General features: G+C 44.6%; 16 protein-coding genes. 7 read left to right on the top strand and 9 right to left on the bottom strand.

Going from position 1 to position 16,024, the window contains the following annotated elements; all coding sequences use genetic code 11:
- The first annotated feature begins 18 nt into the window (after positions 1–18).
- The 5 genes from ureE (at position 19) to LVJ86_RS06045 (ending at position 3,544) form a co-directional block, all read left to right on the top strand.
- Entirely contained in the window at positions 19–549 is a 531-nt protein-coding gene (ureE, locus tag LVJ86_RS06065; RefSeq protein ID WP_047760173.1) for an urease accessory protein UreE, read from the top strand.
- Positions 539–1,225, top strand: a complete 687-nt coding sequence (locus tag LVJ86_RS06060; protein WP_047760172.1) for an urease accessory protein UreF — start codon at positions 539–541, stop codon at positions 1,223–1,225. Before ureE ends, LVJ86_RS06060 begins: the two co-directional genes overlap by 11 nt.
- Before the next feature lie 91 nt (positions 1,226–1,316).
- Positions 1,317–1,883 carry a HupE/UreJ family protein gene (locus LVJ86_RS06055; protein ID WP_047760171.1) on the top strand — a complete coding sequence of 189 codons (567 nt, stop codon included), beginning with the start codon at positions 1,317–1,319 and terminating at the stop codon, positions 1,881–1,883.
- Positions 1,884–1,970: 87 nt separating this feature from the next.
- On the top strand, positions 1,971–2,606 hold the full coding sequence (gene ureG, locus LVJ86_RS06050) for an urease accessory protein UreG (RefSeq protein ID WP_047760170.1): 636 nt from the start codon (positions 1,971–1,973) through the stop codon (positions 2,604–2,606).
- Between the two features lie 104 nt (positions 2,607–2,710).
- Positions 2,711–3,544: an urease accessory protein UreD gene (locus tag LVJ86_RS06045; RefSeq protein WP_047760169.1), complete on the top strand. Its 834-nt coding sequence runs from the start codon at positions 2,711–2,713 to the stop codon at positions 3,542–3,544.
- Positions 3,545–3,798: 254 nt separating this feature from the next.
- On the opposite strand, the gene LVJ86_RS06040 is transcribed toward LVJ86_RS06045, so the two are convergent.
- The 6 genes from LVJ86_RS06040 to cysI all read right to left on the bottom strand — a co-directional run bounded on the left by LVJ86_RS06040 (position 3,799) and on the right by cysI (position 9,428).
- The gene (locus tag LVJ86_RS06040) at positions 3,799–4,320 is read right to left on the bottom strand and encodes a hypothetical protein (protein ID WP_053008288.1); all 522 of its coding nucleotides are present in this window, start codon (positions 4,318–4,320) and stop codon (positions 3,799–3,801) included.
- A 322-nt stretch (positions 4,321–4,642) separates the two neighbouring features.
- Positions 4,643–5,095: a dUTP diphosphatase gene (gene dut, locus LVJ86_RS06035; RefSeq protein WP_047760168.1), complete on the bottom strand. Its 453-nt coding sequence runs from the start codon at positions 5,093–5,095 to the stop codon at positions 4,643–4,645.
- Positions 5,096–5,181: 86 nt separating this feature from the next.
- Entirely contained in the window at positions 5,182–6,474 is a 1,293-nt protein-coding gene (gene serS, locus LVJ86_RS06030; protein ID WP_047760167.1) for a serine--tRNA ligase, read from the bottom strand.
- A 120-nt stretch (positions 6,475–6,594) separates the two neighbouring features.
- Positions 6,595–7,233, bottom strand: coding sequence for a SanA/YdcF family protein (locus LVJ86_RS06025; protein ID WP_047760166.1), 639 nt, complete (start codon positions 7,231–7,233; stop codon positions 6,595–6,597).
- A 1-nt stretch (position 7,234) separates the two neighbouring features.
- Positions 7,235–7,438: a ribosome alternative rescue factor ArfA gene (locus tag LVJ86_RS06020; RefSeq protein WP_047760165.1), complete on the bottom strand. Its 204-nt coding sequence runs from the start codon at positions 7,436–7,438 to the stop codon at positions 7,235–7,237.
- 223 nt (positions 7,439–7,661) lie between these two features.
- The gene (cysI, locus tag LVJ86_RS06015; RefSeq protein WP_047760164.1) at positions 7,662–9,428 is read right to left on the bottom strand and encodes an assimilatory sulfite reductase (NADPH) hemoprotein subunit; all 1,767 of its coding nucleotides are present in this window, start codon (positions 9,426–9,428) and stop codon (positions 7,662–7,664) included.
- A 182-nt stretch (positions 9,429–9,610) separates the two neighbouring features.
- Between cysI and uvrB the strand changes: the two genes are divergently transcribed.
- On the top strand, positions 9,611–11,635 hold the full coding sequence (gene uvrB / locus LVJ86_RS06010) for an excinuclease ABC subunit UvrB (RefSeq protein WP_047760163.1): 2,025 nt from the start codon (positions 9,611–9,613) through the stop codon (positions 11,633–11,635).
- A gap of 89 nt (positions 11,636–11,724) precedes the next feature.
- Here the strand turns inward: uvrB and aqpZ are convergent, their stop codons facing one another.
- The 3 genes from aqpZ to LVJ86_RS05995 all read right to left on the bottom strand — a co-directional run bounded on the left by aqpZ (position 11,725) and on the right by LVJ86_RS05995 (position 14,396).
- Positions 11,725–12,417, bottom strand: coding sequence for an aquaporin Z (gene aqpZ, locus LVJ86_RS06005; protein WP_047760162.1), 693 nt, complete (start codon positions 12,415–12,417; stop codon positions 11,725–11,727).
- A 623-nt stretch (positions 12,418–13,040) separates the two neighbouring features.
- Positions 13,041–13,175 (bottom strand): DUF3149 domain-containing protein, encoded by a 135-nt coding sequence (locus LVJ86_RS06000; RefSeq protein ID WP_082131226.1) that lies wholly within the window; start codon positions 13,173–13,175, stop codon positions 13,041–13,043.
- Between the two features lie 207 nt (positions 13,176–13,382).
- Entirely contained in the window at positions 13,383–14,396 is a 1,014-nt protein-coding gene (locus tag LVJ86_RS05995) for a 2Fe-2S iron-sulfur cluster-binding protein (protein ID WP_047760161.1), read from the bottom strand.
- 168 nt (positions 14,397–14,564) lie between these two features.
- Here LVJ86_RS05995 and LVJ86_RS05990 point away from each other — a divergent pair, with 168 nt between their 5' ends.
- Positions 14,565–15,998, top strand: coding sequence for a hypothetical protein (locus tag LVJ86_RS05990; protein ID WP_047760160.1), 1,434 nt, complete (start codon positions 14,565–14,567; stop codon positions 15,996–15,998).
- Positions 15,999–16,024 lie beyond the last annotated feature (26 nt).

The following is a 16,024-nucleotide window of genomic DNA, read 5'->3' as shown; positions in this document are numbered from 1 at the left end:
ATTTTAGGAACTCCACTGATGAATCTGATTATTCAAGAAATTTTGCCCAAAGATAAAGCCTTGAGCCCGATTGCCCGGCATGATTATGTTGTACTCGAATGGTATGAGGCAGACCGCCGTATTTTGCGTAAAACTACAATAAGTGGTCGTGATATTTCCTTTCGTTTATTGCATGAGGGTCAACGGCTGCAACACGGGGATATTGTGTTTGCTGACGAACATTTAGTTATCAGTATAGAAATTAAACTGTGTGATGCGATTGTTATGGCACCAAAAACTTTAACAGATATGGCGCGTACCTGTTATGAAATCGGAAATAAGCATTCACCGCTATTTCTTGATGGTGATGAATTGGTTATGCCTTATGACAAACCAATGTTTCTCTGGCTTCAGGCTGCAGGCTTTGCACCGAAGCAAGAGAAACGGCGTTTGAATCAGGTGTTACGGGCTAATTCTGCACCAGGTATTGGAGGGGGCCATATACATAAGCATGAGTATAGGCAGTACCATAATCATTCTCATAGTGAGATAGATAGATATGAGCACTAAACTAACTGCTTTACTGCACTTAGTTGATTCAACTCTACCGATTGGTAGTTTCAATCATTCCGCTGGTTTGGAAACATTCGTTCAAGAAGGTGTGGTGAATACCAGTAGTTGTTTGAAAAAATATGTTGAAACTCAGTTGGCGCAAAATTGGACATATAACGATGGTGCCTATGTATCAATAGCTTATGATGCAGTAAAGGTCGGAGATATTGCAGCACTAGAGTTGCTGGACAAGACGATTGCCGCAGCGAAAACACCTCGTGAAATTCGTGAAGCTTCGATAAAACTCGGGGTTCGGCTCTTGAAAATTTTTGCACGTTACGAACAACATAAGCTAGTCAATGCTTTTCAGTCGGCTTTAATGACCAAACGAGTACAGGGTTTTTATCCGTTAGTATTTGGTTTGATTGCCTCAGCTATGGGACAAAGCAAAGAAGATACGCTGACTGCATTTTATTACAACACAGCTGTTGGAACTATCACTAACGGAGTTAAACTGATTCCATTGAGTCAAGCCGATGGACAAGATATTTTATTTGAACTACGTGATGCGATTGATATGGCAGTGGCTGAAAGTATGCAGCCGGATGCTGAATGGATTGGTGCTGCCAGCCCGGCAGCCGACATCCGTGCTATGAGACATGAACGGCTTTATAGCAGGCTTTATATGAGTTAGGTTGCTTGAAATAGTAATCAGCTTTTTAGGCAATTTCACCAAATTTATCCCTGCTTTCTTATTTACGATTTGTTTTAAAGGAACTTCTAGTATGAAATATGATATGAAAAAAATCTTGGTGACTGCTGTGTTGAGTATTCCGGCTTTGGCATTTGCTCATCCCGATAACGGTGATGGTGGCATGCTGGCAGGGATATTTCATCCCGTTAGTGGCCTTGACCATATTTTAGCAATGTTGGCGGTTGGTCTATGGGCGGTATCTTTTAATGGCAAAACGCGTTGGGTAATTCCGATTACATTTGTTGGAATGATGGTGTTAGGTTTCTTTTTAGGTAATTACGGCATCTATGTTACTGCGATGGAACAAGGTATTGCTGCTTCGGTATTGGTTATTGGTTTAGCCGCTGCTTGGGTAAAACATATTCCTACTATTATTGCTATAGTTGTTGTGGGTATCTTTGCTATTTTTCATGGTGCAGCGCATAGTATAGAGATGGTTGGTAACATTAATAGCTTTTTGTTGGGCTTCAGCATAAGTACTGTTTTATTGCACGCAGTCGGTTTTTTCATAGGATCTGCTTTCCACCAAAATGTTTGGATTAACCGCACTATCGGCACAGCCATTGGTTCGGTCGGTTTGTATCTATTGTTGGCTTGATGCATAACGCTGTTGTTGGTTGTGACCCTAGTCTAATTGTTACCAATAAAACCAGCTAAAAACTTTTACAATGAAAAAGGATAACTTATGCGCCAATACATCAAAATCGGGGTAGCAGGCCCTGTTGGTGCAGGTAAGACTGCCCTGATTGAACGCCTAACCCGTAAAATTGCCAATCAATATAGTATTGCGGTCATTACCAATGACATCTACACCCGTGAGGATGCTGAATTTTTAACCCGTAACAGCTTATTACCATCTGAACGTATTATGGGGGTGGAAACTGGCGGTTGCCCACATACAGCTATTCGTGAAGATGCCTCGATGAATTTAGAGGCTGTCGATGAAATGGTAGAACGTTTTCCTGACGTACAAATTGTATTTATTGAATCAGGAGGGGATAACCTTTCGGCTACCTTCAGCCCGGATTTGGCCGATGTCACTATTTTCGTGATTGATGTGGCCCAAGGTGAAAAAATTCCGCGTAAAGGCGGGCCGGGCATTACTAGATCGGATTTATTGGTTATCAATAAAACTGACTTGGCTCCATTTGTCGGTGCTAGTTTGGAAGTGATGGAGCGCGATGCACGCAAAATGCGTGGAGGCCAGCCTTTCTTATTCACTAACCTTATGAAAGATGAAAACTTAGATTCAGTTATCGGTTGGATTCGGAAATATGCCCTTTTGGAAAACATTGAAGAACCTATGGGATTAGTCCGTTAATATCTGGTTTATTTACAGACCATTAGAGAAAGTGTGAACTGTCTTCCTATTGTGCAGATGGTGTCAATACTCTTTTATTGCTTACCGTTTTTTCGGCAATTTTTATGTATAGTCAACTTGTGCTTACCACTCAAGTCCGCAATGGGCGTACCAGTTTGCAAAAAAACTTTACCTCTCCTCCGCTGAAGTTGATAAGTTTGCCGTCTGATGCTAATGGTATGTTGCGTGTGGTACAAATGTCGTCTTCACCAGGTCTATTGGGTGGGGATCTCATAGAAATAAGCATTACTTTGGCCGCATATTCACACCTTTCTCTGTATACACAAGCATTTACTCGTGTATTGGAAATGAATGATGGAAAGCAAGCCGAACAGCACACCCATATTCGTCAAGAGCCACATTCTCACCTGTGTTATCTGCCACACCCTTTGGTTTTGCATGCGAATAGCACATTCATTCAGTACACTGAGATTGAACTAGATGATGATTGCGAGTTAGTTTATGGTGAAATCATTGCTGCAGGTAGAGTTTTGCGAGGCGAACGTTTCGCATTCAAACGTTTTTCTTCTCATCTGTGTATCACTTATCATGGCCATAAGTTGATTACTGACAATATTCAATGGTATCCGAAACGCTATCAGATTGATACTATTGGACAAATGGAACAATATACCCACCAATTGAATCTGTTTTATGTTCATACTGCTCTTAGTCCCGAGGAAATCCGCGTACTCAACGAACGTATATTTGAGAAACTTGATGAATATACTGCTGAAATGAACTCCTTATTGTGGGGTGTGAGTCAGGCTGCCGGTTGCGCGCTTTGTTTGCGTGCATTATCTACTGAGGCGCAGAGTTTGCAAAACCTATTGAAAGTGACAGTTACAATCTTGCAACAATCGCAGGCTTCACCATTAAGTGCAGTTTTTTTTAAATAGCCTTAGGTGAAATTCAACCCAATAATTTCATACTGATATAATTTTTGAATATTTCAATACCTCGACTTGATTGGTATTTTTCTGATTTTACAAATTAAAACCAAGCAGCCATATCTTAAAAGTATGGCTGCTTGGTTTTAATACAATCTGCACAGATAATTTTAGGCTTTACTATAAGTTGCCAAATTAGGTAATAATCCTAATATCATGGGCTATGTAAATAAGCAGATTGTGTTTGTAAGGCTATAGAAGACTTAGGTTTGGGCATGCTCTAATGCACCGCGTTCGGCACATCCTTTATAGCGTACATCGCCGTAATCAAAGGTTGCCGTAAATTCGTGCTCGTTGCCGGCATCATCTTTGCACGTTTCACCTTTAATATTCAGTCCGAAGTTTACATTCTCTTGTGTGCCGGTAAATTCAACGCCTTTGGCATAAGCAGAACGTTCGGCTTCAAACGTACCTTTCAGATCATCGCCTTCTAAGGTTAATCGGTTACCGGTAGATTCGGCATTGCCGGTTACAACGATGCGCCACGGTTTGGGCGTATTACCAAAAGCGGTATATGATTTTACAGGGCCATCATAAGCGGCAGATGCATCATTTGCAGGAGCAGATGCTTCTTGAGAGGAGACGGTTTGGCTGGCTTCGGATGCGGTTGCTTCGATAACATTGCTTGCTGCAGATACTGTTTTGACCTCTGTTTCTGCTTGCTGTCCGCAAGCGGCTAAAAAGCATGATGATGTTAAAAGACCCAAGATTGAATATTTATTCATGAATACTCCTTTTTATATCTAAGGACGCAGCCTGTTAATTATACAGGTTACTCGAGAAATTCAATTTTAATATGATTTAAACAGGCTTCCAAGCGGCTTGGTAATTTGTATATGCAAACTGGAACTTGGAAGCTATTTATTTTTTACTAAGATTCTCCATTCAACGAAGTATGATTTTTTGTAAAGAATATATTAAATGTCTCAAACCAATGCCGTCTGAAAATGTTTCGGATGGCATTGGTTTGGTTTAATTTTTATGAAAGAAAATTCAGTAGGTATAAATATTGTTGTTCGGTTTCCAATACCAAGTCATGATTGGTAATCAGACTTTACCGGTACTGCCGAACCCGCCTTCACCGCGTTCGCTGGTGGCAAATTCGTCCACTACTTTAAATGTTGCCTGCACTACCGGCACAATTACCATTTGGGCGATACGTTCCATCGGTTCGATTGTAAAGGCAGTGTGGCCGCGGTTCCATACAGACACTTTTACTTCGCCTTGATAATCTGAATCAATCAGGCCGACCAAATTGCCCAATACGATACCGTGCTTGTGGCCGAGGCCGGAGCGGGGCAGCAGCATAGCGGCATAAGCAGGGTTGGCCAAGTGGATGGCTAATCCGGTAGGAACAAGATAGGTTTCACCCGGCTGGATGGTAACGGGCTCATCTAAGCAGGCGCGCAAATCCAGTCCTGCCGAGCCGGGGGTCGCGTAGGCGGGCAGTTGGTCGGCAATTTTGGCATTGAGGATTTTCAATTCGACTTCTGTTTGCATGGTTGGTTCCGTTTCATTATTGTTTGAATAGGCCGCCTGAGTTTTACAGACGGCCTGAATGATGGTGCTACAAAATTGAGATGCGTTTATACACCGATTTTTTCCGCCCCGCCCAAGTAAGGACGTAAAGCAGTGGGAATGTTGATGCTGCCGTCTGCATTTTGGTGGTTTTCCAATACCGCTACCAAAGTACGGCCGACAGCCAAGCCGGAGCCGTTTAATGTATGTACAAGGCGGTTTTTACCATTTTCGTCTTTGAAGCGTGCTTTCATGCGGCGGGCTTGGAAGTCTTCGCAGTTGGAGCAGCTGGAGATTTCGCGGTAGGTGTTTTGTGCGGGCACCCATACTTCCAAATCATAGGTTTTGGTTGCACCGAAGCCCATGTCGCCTGTGCATAGCGTTATCACACGGTAGGGCAATTCGAGTAGTTGCAGAATTTTTTCGGCATGGCCTACCATCTCTTCAAGTGCTTCGTAAGAGTGATCCGGATGGGTGATTTGTACCATTTCCACTTTGTCGAACTGATGCTGACGGATAAGGCCGCGTACGTCTTTGCCGTAAGCTCCCGCTTCTGAGCGGAAGCAGGGTGAGTGGGCGGTCAGTTTCAGCGGCAGAGATTCGGCAGGAACGATACTGTCGCGCACAGTATTAGTCAGGGTAACCTCGGCAGTAGGAATCAGATATTGGGTGAGCTTACTCTCGTCACCGCCGCGGGTAACGTGAAACAAATCTTCACCAAATTTGGGCAGTTGTCCGGTGCCGAATAATGTGCTGTCGTTTACGATATAAGGTGTGTAATGCTCGGTATAACCATGTTGCAGCGTATGGGTATCAAGCATAAATTGAGCCAATGCACGGTGCAGGCGGGCAATGGCGCCTTTCATTACCGTAAAGCGCGCGCCCGAAAGTGCCGCACCGGTTTCAAAATCCAAGCCTAGTGGTGCACCCAAGTCGACATGATCTTTGATTTCAAAATCGAAGTTGCGCGGCGTACCTACTTTGCGGACTTCCACGTTTTCGCTTTCGTCTTTGCCTTCAGGTACGCTTTCGTGAGGCAGGTTCGGGATACCGGCCAGCCAGTTGTCCAATTCGGTTTGTACGGCATCGAAATCGGCGGCGGTTTGTTCCAAATCGGCTTTGATAGCGGCAACTTGGGCCATGGCCGCTTCTGCTTCTTCGTGTTTTCCTTGGCCTTTGAGTGCGCCGATTCGCTTGGACACACTGTTGCGCGCGGCCTGTAATTCTTCGGTTTTAACTTGGAGCTGTTTACGTTTGGCCTCGATAGCTTCGAAACGGGCAGTATCAAATTCATAGCCGCGGGCAGCCAGTCGGGCGGCAACAGCCGCGGTATCGTTACGGAGTAATTGGATATCTAGCATGATTGCTGTGTCTCGTTAGTAATGATGTGAAATCGGAATGGGCGTTATTTTAAACCAATTTCTATATGAAAAGGCCGTCTGAAAACATTTAATTTCAGACGGCCTTTGAATCTGAAAAATTTAAATGCAAGGTTTGGTGGGATATTGTTTGATAGGAGTTTGCTCCGTATTGCGGGCAGGTTTGGCGCGGCTGAGTAAGTCGTACCACAAACGTAGGCGGGCGGCGCGTTCGCGCGCATGGATTTTCCAGCCTGCGCGTACGCCTACGATTTGGGCATTATACGCGCAGGCATTCAAACGGTAGGCTTGTGCCTGGATTAGCGCGCGCTGGTTGTGAAAGGGTTGGGAAATGATGCAGACACTGTGTTGGCGGAAAGTATCGCGGTAACGGATGATACTGTCGAGTGTGCGAAACCCTGCCGGGTCTTGCCAGATAACGTTTTCAGGAACGCCGGCGGCTACCAAATCCGCTTGCATGCAGACGGTTTCGCTAGGTTTGTTGTCAATGCCGCTGCCGCTCACGACAAATTGTTTTACTTTTCCGGCACGCCAAAGTTCGACTGCGGCATCGATACGGTATTGGTAGTAGCGGTTTAGTCCGTGTCCGCTGCCGACGAATTTTGCCGTGCCTAAAATCAGGCCGAAATCGCAAGCCGGAATACGGGTGGTATTTTGATAGCTTTGCCGGCGTGCTTTGAGGGCGACATAAATATCCGCCGCCAGCAGAGCGGTAAACAAAGAAAAAATTAAAAGCAGCATTTCAGACGGCCAATAAAAAATCAGGTTTATGCATGATACGCAAAAAACCTGATTCGGTGTGGTTTAGGCGGCCTTTTCGGCTATATGAGCCTTTACCTTTTTTGTTTTTATAAACCTTGTGCCGGAAAATATTCGATTTCACAAGGGCTTTTAAAGCGTTGTCTTTAATCGGCCCTTTATTGATTTCGGTACTGCGTTTTTTCATTAGGATGCCTTTCTATAAAAAATTGCCTTGCTTGTTCAGAAGGCGTTTTATGATAGCAAATATGTAATAATTTTCAAAGTCTTGCTATTTATATTTGATATGGTGAGACGATTGGGAAATCCGCTGTTGTCAAGCCGATACATTGGGATATGGTATAGGCCTACTTAAGTAAATGCTGCCCGCCGTTTCCTTGCTAAGGTGGCGGGCAGTATCGGATTAGGGCTTAACTGATCCAGAAATCGCGTGGGGCATCTAATACCGGTTTGACGATGCCGCTGCGTATGGCAAAGTCGCCAAAGCCTTCTCCGTCGGTGCGGTTGGCAGCCCAGGCGGCCAGCCAGCTATCGATAATTTCGAGAATTTCCGCCTCGGTAATGTTTTCTTTAAACAAGCGCGGAATACGTGTGCCTTCGCGGTTGCCGCCAGTATAAAGATTGTACCGGCCTATGGCTTTGCCGACCAAACCGATTTCGGCCAGCATGGCGCGGCCGCAACCGTTAGGGCAGCCGGTGATTCGTAGGACGATATGTTCTTGGCTGAGTTGGTGGCGTGCCAGCAGGGCATCGATTTTATCGGTAAATTGGGGCAAGAAGCGTTCGGCTTCGGCCATTGCCAGCGGGCAGGTGGGCAGGGAAACACAAGCCATCGAATGCTCGCGCTGTGCAGTGGTACTGTCACTGATTAGGCCGTAGTCGCGGGCAATCTTTTCGATTTCGGCTTTATCGTTTTGGCTGACGCCAGCCACAATCAGGTTTTGGTTGGCGGTGAGACGGAAATCGCCTTTGTGGATTTTGGCTATTTCACGCACGCCTGTTTTTAATGGCCGGTTCGGATAATCGAGTAAGCGGCCGTTTTCTATAAATAAGGTGAGGTGCCATTTGCCGTCTTCGCCTTCCACCCAGCTGATGCGGTCGCCCCGTGTGGTGAAGCTGTAAGGACGGACAGGCTCGAATTTCGCACCCATGCGGTTTTCGACTTCTTCGATAAAGGTTTGTACGCCGACACGCTCGAGGGTGTAGCGCGTTTTGGCATTTTTACGGTCGGAGCGGTTGCCCCAATCGCGCTGTACCGACACCACGGCGGCGGCGGCATCTAGGGTTTTTTCAAGCGGTATAAAGCCGAATTCTCTGGCGGTGTTGGGATAGGTTTTGGTATTGCCGTGTTCCATAGAGAGGCCGCCGCCTACCAAAACGTTAAAGCCGACGAGCTTGCCGTTTTCACCTATGGCGACGAAGTTAAGGTCGTTGGCGTGTAAGTCGACATCGTTATGCGGCGGGATAACAACGGTGGTTTTGAATTTGCGCGGCAGGTAGGTTTTGCCCAATACGGGCTCTGTGGAGTCGCCGCTGTTTGCGCCTGTAACCAGCGGTGCGGCGGTTAAATCTTCGGTTGAGTGCAGTTTTTCGCCGTCAAGCCAGATATCGGCATAGGCACGGGTTTGAGGCAGCAGGTGTTCGCTGATTTTTTTTGCCCACTCGTATGCTTCGCGGTGCAGTGACGACTCGACCGGATTACTGGTGCATAAAACATTGCGGTTTACATCGCCAGCGGTGGCAATAGAATCAAGCCCAAGCGCATTTAGCCATTGGTGCATGGGCTTGATGTTGTCTTTCAATACGCCGTGGAATTGGAAAGTTTGACGGTTGGTCAGGCGGATAGAGCCGTATAGGGTATGTTCGGTGGCAAATTCATCAATACCCAGCCATTGTTTGGGGCTGATAATGCCGCCGGGCAGACGGCAGCGCAGCATGACGTTTTTCAGCGGTTCCAATTTTTGTTCGATACGTTCGACACGGATATCGCGGTCGTCTTGTTCGTACATGCCGTGAAAGCGGATTAATTGGAAATTATCACCGTTGAAGCCGCCTGTGAGGCCGTCTGAAAGATCCGAAGCGATCGTACCGCGAAGGTAGTCGCTGTGGTCTTTCAGGCGCTCGTTGTCGGAGAGCGGTGTATCAGGCAGTTTGGCACGCGGATCTTGGGAGGGCATAGGTGTTCCTTATTATTTCGTTCCGTATGGCGTTACTTTAGCCCATGCCGTCTGAAAAAGGGAAAGAATGCTTGGTTTTAATTAAATGCGATTTTGTTATATACAGATAGTCGGATTCAGACGGCCATAGGCTTTTTTGGTATGATAAACAGTCTGTACTTAGTTAAGAGTCTGCATTCATTATGGAAGTGATACGATACCCCGACAGTCCGTTTATTCTCCATCAGCCGTTTCCGCCGGCAGGAGACCAGCCAACGGCGATAGAATGTTTGCTGGAAGGTCTTTCAGACGGCCTGGCATATCAAACGCTGTTGGGCGTAACCGGTTCGGGAAAAACCTATACCATGGCCAATGTGATTGCCCGCAGCGGCAGGCCGGCAATCATTATGGCGCACAATAAAACGCTGGCAGCGCAGCTGTATGCCGAGATGCGCGAATTTTTCCCTGAAAATGCGGTGGAATATTTTGTATCGTATTACGACTATTATCAACCTGAGGCGTATGTACCTAGCCGTGATTTGTTTATCGAAAAAGATTCGGCGATTAACGAACATATCGAGCAAATGCGCCTTTCTGCCACCAAAAACCTGATGACGCGCAATGACGTGATTATCATTGCTACCGTTTCCGCAATTTACGGTATCGGTGATCCTACTGAATACCAGCAAATGGTGCTGTCGGTCAAAGAGGGCGATACTTTGTCGCAGCGCGACATCATCGCTACTTTGGTTGCCATGCAATACGAACGCGGCGATATGGACTTCAAACGCGGCTCTTTCCGAGTACGGGGCGATGTGATAGATGTTTACCCGGCCGAAAGTTCGGATAATGCCTTGCGAATCAGTTTGTTTGATGATGAGATTGACCGCTTGGATTTGTTTGATCCGTTAACGGGCGGCAGTATTCAGCGGGTAGGCCGCTATACCGTGTTTCCTTCCAGCCATTACGTTACCCCCCGTGATACGGTTTTGCGCGCTTGCGAGGGAATCAAAGAAGAATTGCGCGAGCGTATCGAATTTTTTGCCAAAGAAATGCGCCATGTCGAGCAACAGCGCATCGAACAGCGTACCCGTTTCGATTTGGAAATGCTCTATGAAATGGGTTTTTGCAAAGGCATTGAAAACTATTCCCGCCACTTTTCCGGTAAAAAAGAGGGGGAGCCACCGCCCACGTTGATGGATTATCTGCCGAAAAATACCATCATGTTTATTGATGAAAGCCATGTTACCATCGGCCAAATCGGTGGTATGTATAAAGGAGATGCCAGCCGTAAGCAAAATTTGGTGGATTACGGTTTCCGCTTGCCGTCTGCCCGCGATAACCGTCCGCTGAAGTTTCATGAATTTGAAAAAATCATGCCGCAAACCGTTTTTGTATCGGCAACTCCTGCCCAGTATGAGTCCGAACATGCAGGTCAAGTTGTCGAGCAGGTGGTTCGTCCCACAGGTTTGGTTGATCCGCAAATCATTATCCGTCCGGTGGTTACACAGGTGGATGATTTACTAAGTGAAATCAACGACCGGATTGCCAAAGGCGAGCGGGTGTTGGTAACCACGCTCACCAAGCGTATGGCTGAGCAGCTGACCGACTATTACAGTGAATTGGGAGTTAAAGTACGCTATCTCCATAGTGATATTGATACCGTTGAGCGCGTGGAAATCATTCGTGATTTGCGTTTGGGATTGTTTGATGTGTTAGTAGGCATCAACTTATTACGCGAAGGCTTGGATATTCCCGAGGTTTCTCTGGTGGCGATTTTGGATGCCGATAAAGAGGGTTTTTTGCGTAGCCACCGCAGCTTAATCCAAACCATAGGTCGGGCTGCCCGTAACGTAAACGGCGTTGCGATTCTTTATGCCGATAAAATAACCGATTCGATGAAAGCAGCCATCGAAGAAACCGAACGCCGTCGTGAGAAGCAAATCAAGTTTAACGAAGAGCACGGAATCACACCCACACAAATTACCAAACAGGTAAAAGACATTATCGACGGCGTGTATCATGAAGAAAATAATAAAGGCCGTCTGAAAGGAAAATCGGTAAAAGTGGGTGAAATCCACACCGAAGAAGATGCTTTGAAAGAGATTGCCAAACTCGAAAAAGCCATGCAGCAAGCCGCCCGTGATTTGCAGTTTGAAGAAGCGGCGGTATTGCGCGATAAGATTCGGGGGATTAAAGAAGGCTTGCTGTTTGGTGCGGCAGAATAGTATGTGTGCTTCAATGTTGTAATAAAAAATGCAGCCTGAAATCAGGCTGCATTTGCTTTGGTAACCGCACAAAGGTTCAATCTTGTATGTTAGTCGTTGTCGCTTAACAAATAACGGTAAATTGCCGCACCGATGGCACCGCCGATAATCGGTGCTACCCAAAAGAGCCATAGTTGATCGACAGCCCAACCGCCTTGGAATAATGCGACACCGGTAGAGCGGGCGGGGTTAACAGAAGTATTGGTTACTGGGATGCTGATCAAGTGGATCAATGTTAAGCCCAAGCCGATGGCAATCGGTGCGAATCCGGCTGGTGCGCGCTTGTCGGTGGCACCCATGATGATAATCAGGAAAAACGCAGTCAGAACAACTTCGATAACCAAAGCCGACATCATGCTGTAATTGCCGGGAGAGTGTTCGCCGAAGCCGTTACTGGCAAAGCCTGATGCAGCGGCATCAAAGCCGACTTTGCCTGATGCAATGCAGTAAAGCACGGCAGCGGCGGCAATGGCGCCGATTACTTGGGCTGCAATATAGGGCAGCAAATCTTTACCGTTAAAACGGCCACCTATAAACAATCCGACGGAAACTGCCGGATTAAAGTGGCCGCCTGAAATATGGCCTACGGCATAAGCCATAGTCAGTACGGTTAAACCGAATGCGAGCGCTACGCCTGCAAAGCCGATACCCAATTCAGGAAAAGCAGCGGCCAATACTGCGCTGCCGCAACCGCCTAATACCAACCAAAAGGTACCAAAAAATTCGGCAAAATATTTTTTCATTTTAATATACTTTCTTCAAAAGACTGCCTTGATTAAGGCGGTTACCATAGATATATCATAGGCGGCTATTTAACTTTAAAGTTATCGTTTTACCTTTCTTTTCGGTATTTCACGGAATAATATTAAAAATGTATTTAATCGGATACAAATAATAAATTTTATAAATAAATTACTTGTATATGATTGTTTTGTATTGTTTAAATTATTGTTTTATTTTTATTTTTTAAATTATTTATAGAGCTTTTTATCTATTTGTTTTGAAAAAATTAACTATTTTTATAAGTAGTTTATTTTGATATTTTTATACTTTTAAATTCATTTTTTAATGGGTATGTAAAGAATTGTTTTTATCTGGATAGCAATGTATTTTATTTACTTTATTTAACTTTTATAATGGGAACTATTTATAATTTTCTAAATAACCAGTTATTATATCTAAGATTTGGATAGTTTAATTAATTGTTAATAGTTTTAATATATCGTATTTTAAATATTGTGAACTAAATTTTTTATTCAAAAATAGTTATTTGGAAATAAATTTGATAAAACTGTTAGCATAAACAAAAAAAAGGTGTGACACCAGCCACACCCTAAACACACACACATCAAGAGGAAAAGAAACGTCAGCGTTGAGAACTATTGTCTGCTTGCTTTTTAACCCAGAAAAATAAAAATGTTGCAATAACAATCACTACAGCAATCGTAATAAAAGACAAAATACCTACCGGAGATGCAAATAATTCTTTAAAGAGTTCCATAGTTTTCACCGTTAGTTAAATTATGAAATTCAGTTTTTAGGCTTTGTTATTAGGCATTATAGGGAAAATCCGAGCAAGGTCTTTGATGCAAGTCAAGGTTGGGAGAGTTGGTTGTTAAATCGGGAATATTTGTATTTTGTATTGCCTAGCTACCTGAAGTAAAAGTAAAACGGCTACCAGTTATGGAAGGCCGTATGCTTTTATGGTTTAGGTTGATGCCGGTAGGAAGATGTCTGAAAAAAAAGCATGTTCGGGTAGCCTGCATCTTTCTGATAAAACCGTTTTGGCAGCTTGAATCATTTGAGGAGAGCCACAGGTATAAACTTCGTAACCGGACAGATCTGGGTAGTCTTGGATAACGTGGTCTTGAACATAACCCCGCGCACCGTGCCAATCACTATTTGCACGGGAGAGAACCGGAGTAAAGCGCGCATTCGGTAGCTGTGCGATTAAGTTTTCTGCGGTATCCAAAGCATAAAAGTCTTGTATCGTACGCATACCCCAATATAAGTGAATAGGGCGTATGCTATCTATGTTGATAAGATGATGCAGCATACTTTGGATGGGGGCAAAACCCGTACCGGCAGCTAAAAAGATAATCGGTTTTTGTCCCTCTCTTAGGGAAAATGTACCCAGAGGGCCTCTGATACGTAAAATGCTTTTGGGTTGAACGGTAGGCTTATCGTTAAAAATCATATTACTAAATAAGCCGTTGTCATGTTTTCGGATATGTAGTTCCAGCCATTCAGTATATTGTGGGTTATTCGCAATCGAATAACTGCGGGTTTGGTTGTTGGGTAATAAAATATCAATGTATTGGCCGGGATGGAAAATAAACGGAGGCGCTTTGGGGAGGGTCAGTGTCACAATGGCAGTGTGATTTCTGATTTCAATGGCGGTTATACGGGTGGGCAGGGTTTTAACGGGTGGTGCTTTGATGCCGTTATACGCAGGTACTTTGAGGTGGATATTGCTTTTTACGCCACAACAGCACATTAGGATTTTACCGTGTACGGTTTCTTCGCTGCTTAATGCCAGCTCGGCATGAGGACCTTGAATGATTTCCCCTTCGAGAATTTCTGCTTTGCACTGTCCGCAAATGCCATTTTGGCACGAGTGCGGCAAATTAAGGCCATAGCGCTTTGCTGCAGCCAGAATCGGTTCGTTATCGTTAATGGGGAATTCGGTATTGTCCGGTGAGAGAGTAACGGTGTAAGGCATAATAATGACGGGTGGTGTTGAAGGCGTAGATGATAAATAGTGATTTTGTACATGATACTGCATATGCCAACGATGGGCGATATTGGTTAATGACCTTTTTTGTATTGGAGATTGTTAAGAATTTGTTTAGAATATTGAATAAATTTTATATTTTAAAAGGAAAAGGATATGAGGAGGACTGTATTGGCGGTATTGCTGCCTGTTGTCTTTGGTTTAAGTGCTTGCGGTACATTAAACGGAAAATCTCCGCAAGATATGATGAAAATCGCGATGGAGCGTAGTACAAAGCAGGATAGCAGCTACAATTTCAGCGGTGAAATGCGTATTTTCTTAAGTGAGAAAAATAAGGGAGTGCCCTCTGATTCCCAGGCTTTTGAAAAGAGCCGTAAAATTGCTTTGAAAGAGGGCGATACTGAAAAAGCAGGACAGACAGACGGATATGAAGGTGTTTTACCTATGAAGTCTGCAGATAAGGAAAGTAAGCTGCCGGATGGGGAAGATACAGGAAACAATGAAACAGCCACATTGTCGTTGGCGGATGAGTCTGTAAGCGGAGCTGATGAAAATGCAGCAGAGGGAGATTTGTTGTCAACCATACTTGGTTCATCCGAGGAAAGTGAGAATGTAGGTGTATTAGCGACGCGAGCTTTAGAACAATATCCCAATCTAACCCAATATTTGGAAAGTGGCCGTCTGAAATATGCGGGAGCGGTTGATTTACGCGAAGAATTGTTGGAGTTAACGCCCGAATTGCTTATGCGGGGACGTAATGAATATAGCAGTATGAAACTGCCGCTTTTATTTGATTTGAAAAATCTGAGCCTTACTATGGAAGCTCCGGGCAGTATTACGGCAATATTGGATTTTTTCGTTGCTTCTCCGATGCGTTTGCGTATGTTAAACGAACCATTCCGTTTCACCTTACCGAAAGGTACTTTGGATGACATACCGTTACGGAATATTTTTAGGGCATGGGTATTGGCATCGTATAGCGCATACGGCTCATTGCCTGCGGAAACTTATCGATTGGCAGAGAAAGACGAGTTTGCCAAAGAATTAGGCGCTAAATACCGCTTGGAAATCCGGTGGGACAAGCCGACAAAAACTGCCTATGCCGATGCTTTTATAAAAGCATACAGGCAGCATTTTGATTATTTGCAAAAAACTTTGCCCGAGCAAAATATAGATGAGCAGAAAATCGAAGAGGCGCGCGATTCTGCTGAAAAATTGTCAAAAGCAATGGCAGAATTCGATTTCAAAAAATACTTTGGCAGCGATTACTATACAAGTTTTTATCTAAACCGAAACGGGCGGGTTTTGGGAGTACGCAACTATGCCCAAGTTAATGCCGAGCAGCATGTTTTGAATATTGATGCCAATTTGGTTTATCGTTATGGAAAGCCTGTTTTCACTTTAGACCGTAATCGTCAAGATGTGATTACTTTTACCGATCTTTCCGAAGCATTTATGTGGAATGAAAAAAGTAAACAATCAGCGAAAGACGAAGGACATGATATCGGGTATCAATCAGAGTCGGCAGATTTGCTTGAAAAGTCGGATGAAGTTCGCAAACCGGTAGTCAAAAAGTACCACCGCCGCTAAAATAAACTTATGGGCTGTTGAAGCAG

The sequence above is a fragment of the Neisseria arctica genome (genome assembly GCF_022870905.1).
GTDB classification, from domain to species: Bacteria; Pseudomonadota; Gammaproteobacteria; order Burkholderiales; family Neisseriaceae; genus Neisseria; species Neisseria arctica.
Note: the sequence above shows the minus strand (reverse complement) of the source record. Positions and strands in the feature narration are given on the sequence as shown.